The organism is Actinacidiphila acididurans (assembly GCF_016918855.1).
GTDB classification, from domain to species: Bacteria; Actinomycetota; Actinomycetes; order Streptomycetales; family Streptomycetaceae; genus Actinacidiphila; species Actinacidiphila acididurans.
The window spans coordinates 149,929-161,754 of sequence record NZ_JADKYB010000007.1 but is presented as its reverse complement, the minus strand read 5'-3'; the positions used below and the strand labels follow the sequence as shown (position 1 = coordinate 161,754).

The 11,826-nt window shown below is 71.7% G+C and carries 11 protein-coding genes; 7 read left to right on the top strand and 4 right to left on the bottom strand.

What is annotated here, in order from left to right; all coding sequences use genetic code 11:
* Positions 1–103 precede the first annotated feature (103 nt).
* The gene (locus ITX44_RS15100; protein ID WP_205357725.1) at positions 104–895 is read left to right on the top strand and encodes a carbon-nitrogen family hydrolase; all 792 of its coding nucleotides are present in this window, start codon (positions 104–106) and stop codon (positions 893–895) included.
* 269 nt (positions 896–1,164) lie between these two features.
* On the opposite strand, the gene ITX44_RS15095 is transcribed toward ITX44_RS15100, so the two are convergent.
* Entirely contained in the window at positions 1,165–1,659 is a 495-nt protein-coding gene (locus tag ITX44_RS15095) for an LURP-one-related/scramblase family protein (RefSeq protein WP_205357724.1), read from the bottom strand.
* 40 nt (positions 1,660–1,699) lie between these two features.
* Here ITX44_RS15095 and ITX44_RS15090 point away from each other — a divergent pair, with 40 nt between their 5' ends.
* A complete protein-coding gene (locus ITX44_RS15090) occupies positions 1,700–3,529 on the top strand; it encodes an NHL domain-containing thioredoxin family protein (RefSeq protein WP_205357723.1) in 1,830 nt (609 codons plus the stop codon).
* Positions 3,530–3,650: 121 nt separating this feature from the next.
* On the opposite strand, the gene ITX44_RS15085 is transcribed toward ITX44_RS15090, so the two are convergent.
* Positions 3,651–3,905 carry a hypothetical protein gene (locus tag ITX44_RS15085; RefSeq protein ID WP_205357722.1) on the bottom strand — a complete coding sequence of 85 codons (255 nt, stop codon included), beginning with the start codon at positions 3,903–3,905 and terminating at the stop codon, positions 3,651–3,653.
* Positions 3,906–4,064: 159 nt separating this feature from the next.
* Between ITX44_RS15085 and ITX44_RS15080 the strand changes: the two genes are divergently transcribed.
* Positions 4,065–4,457, top strand: coding sequence for a helix-turn-helix domain-containing protein (locus ITX44_RS15080; protein ID WP_205357721.1), 393 nt, complete (start codon positions 4,065–4,067; stop codon positions 4,455–4,457).
* Between the two features lie 93 nt (positions 4,458–4,550).
* Positions 4,551–4,961, top strand: a complete 411-nt coding sequence (locus tag ITX44_RS15075) for a VOC family protein (protein ID WP_205357720.1) — start codon at positions 4,551–4,553, stop codon at positions 4,959–4,961.
* A 7-nt stretch (positions 4,962–4,968) separates the two neighbouring features.
* Here the strand turns inward: ITX44_RS15075 and ITX44_RS15070 are convergent, their stop codons facing one another.
* Positions 4,969–5,568 carry a putative glycolipid-binding domain-containing protein gene (locus tag ITX44_RS15070; protein WP_205357719.1) on the bottom strand — a complete coding sequence of 200 codons (600 nt, stop codon included), beginning with the start codon at positions 5,566–5,568 and terminating at the stop codon, positions 4,969–4,971.
* Positions 5,569–5,627: 59 nt separating this feature from the next.
* Here ITX44_RS15070 and ITX44_RS15065 point away from each other — a divergent pair, with 59 nt between their 5' ends.
* Together ITX44_RS15065 and ITX44_RS15060 are read left to right on the top strand one after the other, a co-directional pair.
* Positions 5,628–6,095 (top strand): MarR family winged helix-turn-helix transcriptional regulator, encoded by a 468-nt coding sequence (locus ITX44_RS15065; protein ID WP_205357718.1) that lies wholly within the window; start codon positions 5,628–5,630, stop codon positions 6,093–6,095.
* Positions 6,096–6,332: 237 nt separating this feature from the next.
* On the top strand, positions 6,333–7,943 hold the full coding sequence (locus ITX44_RS15060; RefSeq protein WP_205357717.1) for a DUF5010 domain-containing protein: 1,611 nt from the start codon (positions 6,333–6,335) through the stop codon (positions 7,941–7,943).
* Positions 7,944–8,011: 68 nt separating this feature from the next.
* Here ITX44_RS15060 and ITX44_RS15055 read toward each other — a convergent pair whose 3' ends face one another.
* Positions 8,012–9,343, bottom strand: a complete 1,332-nt coding sequence (locus tag ITX44_RS15055) for a polysaccharide deacetylase family protein (RefSeq protein ID WP_236060622.1) — start codon at positions 9,341–9,343, stop codon at positions 8,012–8,014.
* Positions 9,344–9,718: 375 nt separating this feature from the next.
* Between ITX44_RS15055 and ITX44_RS15050 the strand changes: the two genes are divergently transcribed.
* Entirely contained in the window at positions 9,719–11,797 is a 2,079-nt protein-coding gene (locus ITX44_RS15050; protein WP_205357716.1) for a transglycosylase domain-containing protein, read from the top strand.
* The last annotated feature ends 29 nt before the right edge of the window (positions 11,798–11,826 follow it).

Below are 11,826 nucleotides of genomic sequence, written 5' to 3'. Positions count from 1 at the left end.
GGGTGGTGGCGCCTAAGTTAGTCTGCGCGCGGGCGCCCATGCACTGCTTTCGAGTGACGATGGTAGGCCCGAGCTGACGAACCCACGTATGGGCGGTGGCCTGGTGCGCGCAACGCTGTTGCAGATCGACGTAGACCCGAAGGAATCGGTCGCGGAACGCCGGGTGCGGGCCGCCGAACTCGTCCGGGCGCAGGCCGGGGCGGATCTGGTGGTGCTTCCGGAGCTGTGGCCGGTGGGCGCGTTCGCGGCCGGTGCGTTCGCCGCGGAGGCCGAGCCGGTGGAGGGCGGGCCCACCGCCGAGGCGATGGCCGCCGCCGCGCGCGACGCCGGGGTGTGGCTGCACGCCGGATCGGTGGTCGAGCGGGACCCCGACGGACCGCTCTTCAACACCTCGCTGGTCTTCTCGCCCGACGGCGAACTGCACGCCGGGTACCGGAAGATCCACCGCTTCGGCTTCGACTCGGGCGAGGCCGCGCTCATGGCGGCCGGCCACGAGGTCGTCACCGCCCGGCACCCGGCCGCCGTTCTCGGCCTGGCCACCTGCTACGACCTGCGCTTTCCCGAGCTCTTCCGGCTGCTGGTGGACGCCGGCGCCGAGATCCTGGTGATCCCGGCCGGCTGGCCGGCCCGGCGGCTCGCGCACTGGCGGCTGCTGGTGCAGGCCCGCGCGGTGGAGTCGCAGGCATACGTGGTGGCCTGTGGCACGGCCGGTACGCACGCCGGGGTGGCGCAGGCCGGGCACTCCATGGTCGTCGACCCCTGGGGCGAGATCCTGGCCGAGGCCGGGCCGGACGAGCAGGTCCTCACCGTCGACCTGGATCCCGGCCGGGTGGCGGCCACCCGGGCGGAGTTCCCGGTGCTTCGGGATCGTGTGCTCGGGGTGCCGTTGCCGTAGGTGCGGGGGGTGCAGAAGCCGTAGTGCGTACGGGGTCGGGGCCTGCGAGGTGGGGTCCGAAATCTCATATTTACGGGCCTGGCGGCCCACAAATATAAGTCAGCATTTCGGACCCCACCTCTCCGGCCCCTCCTGGTCCTACGCGGCTCCGGCGCCTACGGGCCCATTCGCCTCCGGCTCCTCTCGGTCCTACGCGGCTCCGGCGCCTACGGGTCCCATTCGCCTCCGGCCCCTACGGGTCCCATTCGCCTCCGGCTCCTCCGGGCCCGCTACTCCTCGCCGTGTTCCCGCTCGACCAGGCGGTCGACGCACACCGCGATCGCGATCAGCATGGCGGCGTCCGCGTCGTCGCGTTCCACGTCGATGGCGTAGGCGTCCCGCAGGGAGAACCAGCGCCGGGAGATCCGGGCCAGGCGGTCGCCGTCGTACTCGATGTCGTACTCCTTGTCGATCAGGTCGCCCCTGATCTCGAGCTCGCCGCCGGAGGCCAGCTCGGCCCGGTAGACCTCGCGCAGCAGGGCCAGCCGCTTCTTCTTGACCGTGACGAGGACCTGGCCGTCCCGTTCCACGGTCATCGCGTCCCGAATGCTGAGCAGCTTCTTGTGGATGACGGCCACGACCGCCCCGTCCGCGTCCTGCAGCTCCAGGGTGTCCCGCAGCCGCAGCACCTTGCCGTCGACGAAGAACGCCCGGCGGCCGTTCTCGTCCTCGATCCAGTAGTCGTCGCCGATCCCGAAGATCTTCTCGCGCACCACGAATTTCATGGGGGAATGGTTACCCGCGAACATGAGGTTGGATGGGAACATGACTGCACGTGCACGCGTCCGGGCGCCCGAGCTGATCGGCAAGGGCGGCTGGCTGAACACCGGTGACAAGCAACCTACCCTCGCCGACCTGCGCGGATCCATTGTGATCCTCGATTTCTGGACCTTCTGCTGCGTTAACTGTCTGCACGTCCTGGACGAGCTGCGGGAGCTGGAGGAACAGCACAGGGACACGGTGGTCGTCGTCGGGGTGCACTCGCCGAAGTTCGTGCACGAGGCCGAGCACGGGGCCGTGGTGGACGCGGTCGAGCGGTACGAGGTGCACCACCCCGTGCTGGACGACCCCGAGCTGGCCACCTGGCGGCAGTACGCGGTCCGCGCCTGGCCCACGCTGGTGGTGATCGACCCCGAGGGGTACGTGGTCGCCCAGCACGCCGGGGAGGGCCACGCGCACGCGCTGGAGAAGCTCGTCACCCGGCTGGAGCAGGAGCACGCGGCCAAGGGCACGCTGCGCCGCGGCGACGGACCGTACGTGCCGCCGGAGCCGCAGGCCACCGACCTGCGCTTTCCCGGGAAGGCGCTGGTGCTGCCCGGCTCCGGCCACTACCTGGTCTCCGACTCCACCCGGCACGCGCTGGTGGAGCTGGCTGCGGACGGCGAGACGGTGGTCCGCCGGATCGGCACCGGCGAGCGCGGCTTCGCGGACGGTCCGGCCGACAAGGCGCAGTTCAGCGAGCCGCAGGGGCTGGCGCTGCTGCCCGACGGGGCGGTGATCGTCGCCGACACCGTGAACCACGCGCTGCGCCGGCTGGACCTGGAGAGCGGCCGGGTCAGCACCGTGGCCGGCACCGGCAAGCAGTGGTGGCAGGGATCGCCGACCTCCGGCGCGGCGCTGGAGGTGTCGCTGTCCTCGCCGTGGGACGTGGCCTGGTTCGAGGACCGGGTGTGGATCGCGATGGCCGGCGTGCACCAACTGTGGACGTACGACCCGGCGCGCGAGCGGGTCGAGGTCGCGGCCGGCACCACCAACGAGGGCCTGGTCGACGGGCCGGCCGGCGACGCCTGGTTCGCCCAGCCCTCGGGGCTGGCCGCCGCCGGGCCCCGACTGTGGATCGCCGACTCCGAGACCTCGGCGCTGCGCTGGGCCGAGCGGTCCGCGGACGGCGGCGACTACGTGATCCGTACCGCGGTCGGCACCGGCCTGTTCGACTTCGGCCACCGCGACGGCGCGGCCGGGCAGGCGCTGCTCCAGCACCCGCTGGGCGTCACCGCGCTGCCGGACGGCTCGGTCGCGGTCAGTGACACCTACAACAACGCGCTGCGGCGCTACGACCCGGTCTCCGGTGAGGTCTCCACTCTCGCCACCGACCTGCGCGAGCCGTCGGCCGCGGTGGTGGTCGAGGGCGACATCGTGGTCGTGGAGTCCGCCCGGCACCGGCTGACCCGCCTGCACCTGCCGGAGGAGGCGGTACGGGTCGAGGCCGTGGCCCACCGTACGCAGCGGGCCGCGCTGGACGTGGCAGCCGGTCCCTTCCGGCTGGACGTGGTGTTCACCGCCCCGGACGGCCAGAAGCTGGACCAGCGCTACGGCCCCTCCACCCGGCTGCTGGTCAGCGCCACCCCGCCGGAACTCATCGAGGAGGGCGCGGGCACCGGCACCGACCTGTTCCGGGACCTGGTCCTGGACCCGTCGGCCGGCGAGGGCGTGCTGCACGTCTCGGCGATGGCCGCGTCCTGCGACGACGACCCGTCCAACCCGTACCCCGCGTGCCACGTCCACCAGCAGGACTGGGGTGTCCCGGTGAAGCTCGGCGCTTCCGGCGACTCCCGGCTGGCGCTGGTGCTGGCGGGCATGGACGAGGAGCGGTAGCCGTTCCGCGGGCCCGTACGCCGGTACGCCCGCCCGGTTACGTCCGTACGCACGGCGAAGGGGCGTGCGCGCCGGTCTTCGCACCGGTCCGCACGCCCCCCAGCGGGCTGTCGGGGCGCGGTCAGTAGCGCCCGCCCGGGTGGTAGTGGTCCTCCGGGTAGTACCGCTCCTCGACCACCGGCGGTATGTCGCCGTCGGCCGTCGGAGGAAGCCGGCGCCGCTTGAAGATGCTGACATAGGCGGCCAGTCCGATGATGCCCACGCCCATCAGGATCAGCCCGAGCAGGTCCATGTTCACGCCCTTGGCGTGCCAGTTGGTGGCGAAGGTGATGACCGCGCCCACCGCGATCAGGATGATGCACCCTCCGATGCCCACGATGCCCGCCTCCCTGAGTCGGATGACGGCCAACTGCCGTCAATCCGCCGCCTACCCCCACCCGCGCCCGGCATTCAGGACGATCCGGACCGCGGCTTGTGACCGGCGGTCAGCAGGCGAGGGGTGCCGTGCGACAGGGGGGCGTGGTGGGATGGCCTCATGAGCCGGGCCGTGGAGGACAGCAATCGGCGGATGCTGAGGGCGCGGGACGCGATGGACCGGGGGTACGCGCAGCCGCTGGCGGTGGCCGAACTGGCCCGGATCGCGCACGTGTCGGAGGCGCACTTCGCCCGGACCTTCCGCGCGACGTTCGGCGAGACCCCGCACCGGTATCTGCAGCGGCGGCGGGTGGAGCGGGCGATGTTCCTGCTGCGGGAGACGGACCGCAGCGTGACCGACGTCTGCTTCGAGGTCGGGTTCGGCAGCCCCGCGACGTTCAGCCGGACCTTCCGGGAGATCGTGGGCCGCTCGCCACGGGCGTACCGCAGGGAAGCGGTCGCCGCGAACGTGCCGACCTGCTTCACCATGGCGTGGACCCGGCCGAGCGGGTGAGGCTCAGCGGGTGACGCGCGGCCGCACGCCGGGTCCCCCGATCCAGCGGTTTCGGACAAGTTTTCGCCGGCTCCGCGCACTAGCGTGAGCTGCATGTTCAACGAGATCACGCACTCGCAGCTCTACGTCCTCGACCAGGACCAGGCCCTGGACTTCTACGTCGGCAAGCTCGGGCTGGAGGTGACCGCGGACGTCGACCTGGGCTTCATGCGCTGGCTGACGGTGAGCGTCGCCGGCCGGCCCGAGCGGAACATCCTGCTGGAGCGGCCGGGCCCGCCGCGGCTGTCCGAGGAGATCGCCGAGCAGGTCCGTGACCTGGTCACCAAGGGCGCCATGGGCGGCTCGCTCATCTTCGGCACCGACGACTGCCGCACGACCTACGAGACCCTGCGCGCCCGGGGCGTGGAGTTCACCGAGGAGCCCACCGAGCGCCCGTACGGCATCGACTGCGCGCTGCGCGACCCCTTCGGCAACAGCATCCGCTTCACCCAGCCGAAGGAGTGACCGCGGTTCAGCCGGCCGAGGGTCCCTGGTCGTCCGGTGCCGCCTCGCCGGTGCCGCGTTCGAGCCGACGGGCCATGCCCGGGTAGGCGGTGACCAGGCCGTCCGCGTCGAAGGACAGGTCGCTGCGGTAGGAGCCGCTGGTGAAGCGGACCAGGCCGGGCGCGAGATGGGTGTACGTCTGGCGGGACGGCAGGACGGCCAGGTCGGGCACCCGTACCCAGGCCATCAGGAACTCCTGGGAGCCGGCCCGCTCGTGCAGGCCGTGCCGGAGCACCGGCATCGTGTTGGTCAGCGGCGACAGCCCCAGGTCGCAGTCGAGCGCCCCGTCCAGGCCGGGCAGCGGCTCCCCGTCGGCCGTCCAATGGCCGCCGGGGTCGCGCAGCAGGTCCAGCCCGCGGGTGCCGTCCGCGGTCTCGGCGCTCACCATGAGCGAGCCCGTGCCGAAGCCGTCGCCGGTCCGCAGCTCGTAGGTGATCCAGTACGGCTCCGGCCGGGTGCCCACCACCCGGCCGCGGGCCCGCAGCGCGCCCGCCTCCAGCTCGATCCACGCGGTCTCGTAGCCGCCGCTCTCGGTGACCTGCCAGGTCAGGACGCGAGAAGTCGTCATCACCCCACCGTATGCCGCAAAGGCTGCACGCTGTCGGTGGCAGGTCTTACGGTGAGGGGATGAACGACAGCCCCCAGGGCACCGCGACGTCGGGGCCGGTCTCGGCCTCGGCGGTCCGCGCGGCGAGCGACGTGCGCACCGTGATGAGCCGGCTGCGCCGCCGGCTCAAGCAGGTGGCCGAGGTCGACGACCTCACGCCCTCGCAGACGGCCGTGCTCAGCCGGCTCCTCCAGGACGGCGCGGACACCACCAGCGGCCTGGCCGCGGGCGAACGGGTGCGGCCCCAGTCGATGGCCGCGACCGTCGCCGTCCTGGAGGAGCGCGGCCTGGTGCGCCGTGACCCCGATCCCGAGGACGGCCGCAAGCAGCTGGTCAGCCTCACCGACCAGGCCCGCGAGATGATCGCCGGGGACCGCCGGGCCCGAGAGGAATGGCTGGCCCGGGTCCTCCAGGACACCTGCACCGAGGCCGAGCGCCGCAACCTCATCGAGGCGCTGGCCGTCCTGGACCGCATCAGCCAGACCTGAGCCGTCCCTCGGGCCCGACCGATCGGCCGGCCCCGGGCCGTCACCTGTGGTCCGTCACTCGGGTTCACTCCCGTCACCCCGGCGCTCGTTGACAGCCCGCCGGGGACCCGTGATCCTGTGGCCGTACTCGATGACGGCCCGTGCGCCGTGATCGTGCGCCGCCGCTGCACCGCCCCCGCGACCGCCGGGGCGGGCCTTTCCCTCGTCGACGACGAAAGGCCGAGGACAGTGAGCGACGTGAGGCGTACGAGTGCGCGCACGAGGATCAGGGCGGTGCTGGCCGTGCTGGCGGCCGGCGCGGCCGTCACCACCGCCCTCGCGGGCGCGGGGCAGGTCGCGGCGGCTCCCGCGGCCTCCGCCGGCCCGGCCGCCGTGATCACGGACAACGGCGGCACCACCTTGCCGCACCGCGACGCGGCGACCACCGGGGCGCTCGGGGTGACCTTCGGATTCAGCACCGACACCCTGAACGGCAACCACCAGAACCAGGGCAACACCATCTACAACCTGCCCATGTACCTGACGACCGGGAACAATGCCGCCTTCTGGGACGACTACGTGGAGGAACTCACCACCGCGGGCGTGGACTTCGTCGCGGTGGACGTGCGCGGCTACGTGCCCGGCCGGGCCGTCCCGGACGGCGGCGGCGACCCGCGCGTGCTGACCGGACTGGTCGACGCGATCAACCGCCGAGGGGTGGGAGGTCAGTTGAAGATCGCCGCCTTCGACGACACCCCGGCCTCGCTGACCGACAAGAAGAACCAGGTCAAGCACCACACCGGCGGCTACACCCCGCCCTTCGACATCGGCGACGCCACCGGTGCGGGCGAAGGCGGCTACCAGTACATCTGGGACGACAACCTGAAGGAGTTCTACTCGCGCGTCCCCGACAGCCTGCGGTACAAGGTCGACGGGCGCCCGCTGGTGTACGAGTGGTCGATCAACGACTTCGCCTTCACCAACCAGGGCAACGGCAACGCCGCCAAGATGCTGGCCTATGTGCGCACGCAGGCCAAGGCCCAGTTCGGCGTCGACCCCTACTTCGTGGTGGACCAGAGCTGGCTCCAGCAGGACCCGACGGTCTCGGCGCAGATCGGCGGGGTGGACGACTGGTTCGGCGTGCCCACCCCGGCCAGCACCCTGGCCACCTTCAACGGGGCGACCTACGGGGCGGCCGTGCCCGGCTTCCACTTCGCCAGCGGCACCACGACCATGAACATCGACCCGAACCACGGCCAGGCCCTGGTCAACGGGCTGACCGCCACCGTCGGCAAGGGCGCCAAGGTGACCCTGGTGGAGGGCTTCACCGACTGGGAGGAGAACGCGGCGCTGCTGCGTACCGCCGACGGCGGCTACGACCAGCGGCACACCGACTACCCCGGCCAGATGATCAACATCATGCGCCGGTTCTCGAAGACCCCGTTCCCGGCGGCCACCAAGGTCGAGGCCGAGACCGCCGACGCGTACCTGGACACCACCGCCGGCAACGCCTGGAACGCCTACCGGGCCGGTGACCTGGACGTGCAGGCCACCACCGACACCGGCGGCGGCTGGAACGTCGGCGGCATCGCCTCCGGCGAGTGGCTGGAGTGGGAGCAGCTGCCGCTCCAGGGCACGACGGACTTCCAGGTCCGGGTCGCCTCGGACAACTCCGCCGGCCGGCTGCGCTTCGTGGTCGACGGCGTGGCCGGCCCGACGGTCTCCGTGCCCGCCACCGGCGGCTGGCAGACGTACCAGACGGTGGACGCGGGCAGCTTCGCCTTCGCCACCGGCACCTACCACACGGTCCGGATCGAGTTCCTGACCGGCAATCTGAACCTCAACTACTGGACCGCGACCCGTAGCTGAGCCACGCCGGGCGGGCGGGTCGTCGCCCGCCCGCCCGGCGCTCCCGCGGGGGTTCCGCTTCCGCGGGGTCACTTCTTCAGGAACGTCGACCAGTCCGGGGACTCGCCCGGGTCGAGGTTGCGCAGCTTGGCCAGGACCGCCGGGTCCTGGGCGTCGAGCCAGTCGCACAGCTCCTTGAAGGACACACAGCGCACTCCCGGGCGGTTGCAGACGTCCTTCACGACGTCCGCGACGGCCTGCATGTAGATCCCGCCGTTCCAGGTCTCGAAGTGGTTGCCGATGAAGAGGGGGGCTCGGCTGCCGTTGTAGGCGCGCTCGAAGCCGTTGAGATAGCCGTCGCGGGTGGTCTTCTCCCACTGCGCGTACTTCGCCGGGTCGCCCTCGGTGACGTCGCCGCCGGACTGGTGGTAGAGGAAATTGAAGTCCATCGACAGCACCTGGTAGTCCTTGTCGGGATACGGCACCAGTTCCAGCGGGAAGTTCCAGACCCCGTCCTTCTTGGCCGGCCACTGCTGGAAGTCGCCCGGCGAGCTCGCGTCGTAGCGCCAGCCGAGGGACTTGGCGGCGGGCAGCAGGTTCTTCTGCCCCTCCAGGCACGGCGCGCGGCCGCCGACGAGTTCCTGGTCGTAGTCGAAGGGCAGCGGCGGGATGTCGGTGAAGCCGGTGTTCGTCTTCCAGTCGCGGACGAACGACTTCGCCTGGGAGATCTCGCTCAGCCAGTCCGCGGTGGTCCAGTTGCCGCCGCCACCGGGGTCGGGCGCGCAGAAGTGGCCGTTGAAGTGGGTGCCGATCTCGTCGCCGTCCTCCCAGGCCAGCCGCAGTTGCTGGAGCGTCCACCGGATGTGCTGGTCGGTCGGGAAGTCGATGGCGGCCGAGCCGGCGGAGTGCATCGGCGGGTGGTAGAGGGTGCGCTTGGCCTTCGGCAGGAGGTACAGGCCGCTGAGGAAGAACGTCATGTGGGCGTTGTTCTGCTGGGCCAGTTCGCGGAAGCGGGAGAAGAGGTGGTCGTCGTTCTCCAGGGCGCCGTCCCACGAGAACACGACGAACTGGGGCGGCTTCTCACCGGGCTTGAGCTTCTCCGGCTTCAACTGGTGGGGCTGCGGCCCGGTGTAGGAGGTCGAGCCGTCCCCGATCACCTTGGTCTTCCCGTCCCAGGTGGGAGTCGGCGCCGGCGTCGTCCGCGTCGTCCCCTTCGGCGCCGGGCGGTTCGCGGACGCCGTCGCCCGGTCGGGGGCGGCCGCCGCGCCACCGGCCCCGCCGTCCGAGTGGCCCGACGCGGTCGTGACCCCCACGACCGTGCCGATCAGGGCCGCGGACAGCACTCCGCACAGCGCGTAGACACCGGGGCGCCGGCGGACTGCCGGCCGTAACGCCGATATTCGCTGCCGCAGTCGAGGCATGAGGTCTCCTGGGGGACGGATCGCGGGGCGACGGCGGCTCACGGGAACCAAGGACGCCGGGGCAGAGGTACGGCTTCACTCTGGGGTCCGCGCATGATGGTCCCTGGCCCAAATGATCACGAGACGGTAACGGCCGCGCCCGCCACCGGGCGCCGCCCGCCGGACCGCAGCACGTCAACGCCCCGGCCCATCTGTTGCGGGACCGTGACGAACCGATCCAGGGACTGTCCCAACCCCTTCCTACGGTGATCCCCGCCGGTCCCGACGTCGGTTCCGGCCTCCGGCAACAGCCGTTCCGGCACGGACGGTTCCGGCACGGATGCGGCTCCGGTACGGCGGCTCCAGCGAGGGATGCGGATGTTCACACGGCGGCTCATGACCCCCCAGTGGCGGGCCCGGCTGACGCGCCTGGCGGACCGGGCACGGAATGCGGCACGGGTACGGGGAGCCGGCCCGGCCCGGATCGCGCGGCGGTTACGGACCGCGCGGCTGCTGCGGCGGGGCCTGCGGAAACTGCGGCCGCGCTACCCGCGACCCGGCCGTACCGGCGTACGCCGCTGGCTGCCCTCCCCACGGCAGGTCCTGCTGCTGTGCGTGTGGTCGGTGCTCGCCCTGACCGCGCTCGTCGTCTACGCCTACGAGCGCACCGCGATCCCCGCCGAGCTCAACACCTTCGCCACCCAGCAGGACAACGTCTACTACTGGGCCGACGGCACCGAGATGGCCCGCGTCGGCCCGGTCGACCGGCAGGCGATGCCCCTGGACCGCATCCCCTCGTCCGTCCAGTGGGCCGTGCTGGCGGCGGAGAACGCGAACTTCTACCACGACCACGGAGTCTCACCCCGGGGCCTCGCGCGCGCCGTGACGAAGATGGCCACCGGCGGCGACGTCCAGGGCGGCTCCACCATCACCCAGCAGTACGTCAAGAACGCCTATCTCAACCAGTCCCAGACCCTCTCCCGCAAGATCGACGAGATCTTCATCTCGATCAAGCTCGACAACAAGGAGAGCAAGCAGCAGATCCTCGACGGCTACCTGAACACGAGCTGGTTCGGCCGCGGCGCCTACGGCATCCAGCGCGCGGCCAAGGCGTACTACGGCAAGGACGTCTCGCAGCTCAACGCCAGTGAGGGGGCCTTCCTCGCCTCGCTGCTCAAGGGCGCCGGCCTCTACGACCCCGCGATCAGCAAGGCCAACCACCAACGGGCGGTGGCCCGGTGGAAGTGGGTGCTGGACCGCATGGTCGCGATCGGGCAGCTGTCCCCCGCCGAACGCGCGCAGTACAAGACCTTCCCCGAGCCCAAGGCGCCGCCCCGGCCGGCCGGGCTGAGCGGCGAGACCGGCTACCTGGTCGACACCGCGCGGGCCTGGATCTCCCAGCACAGCGACATCTCCGACGCCCGGTTCGACCTCGGGGGCTATCAGATCTACACGACCTTCGAAAAGCCCAAGGTCCAGGCGCTCGACGCCGCGGTCAAGCAGCGCATGGCGGACCTGCGCCCGGCGACCCGCCCGGCCGACCGCGACGTCCGGGTCGGCGCGGCCTCCGTCGCCGGCGACGGCCGCATCCTCGCCCTCTACGGCGGCCCGGACTACGTCACCCAGGGCTTCGACGACGCCAACATCTCCATCGTCCCGGCCGGCACCACATACGCCCCCCTGGTGTACGCGGCCGCCCTGCGCGACGGCGTGGTGCGCACCCGCGACGCGCCCCGCGTGCCGGTCACCCCGGACTCGGTCTACGACGGCGACGACCACGTACCGATACAAACGCCCGAAGGCCCGTACTGGGACCGGAACGGCAGAATCGTCAGAACCGCCAACGCCGGCAAGCGCTCCTACGGCAGGATCACGCTGCGGCAGGCGGTGGCCGAGGGCGTCAACGGTCCCATCATGCAACTGGGCATGGACGTCGGCATCGACAAGCTGCGGCAGGCGTCCCTCGACGCCGGGCTGCTCCAGGACACCGGATTCGGCGAGCAGGTCCCGCAGTTCTCGCTCGGCACCGCCACCCCCAGCCCGATCCGCATGGCCGCCGCGTACGGGACCTTCCTGGCGGGCGGCACGCACACCGAACCGTATTCGGTGCTGCGCATCACCCATGGCGGCGACCGGATCACGCTGCCCGCGCCCGTCGTCACGCACCCCTTCACGCCGCAGGTCGCCGCCGACGTGACGGACGCGCTGCGCGACAGCGTCACCGCCGGTGCCGCCAAGCAGGTCGCGGCGGCGGGACCGGGCCTGGCCGGCACACCGGGGACGGCACCGGACAACACCTCCGCGTCCTTCGTCGGCTACGACTCCCGGGCGGCGACGGCCGTGACCGTCTTCCGTATCGACCCCAGAACGCAGCAGCTGATGCCGCTGACGGGCACGGAGGGCCGGCCGGCTGCGCAGCCCGGAAGCGGCATGCCGACCGCGATCTGGACGCACTACATGGCAAGCGTGCGCTGAGCGACCGACCGGAAAGTTCCTCGTGCCCA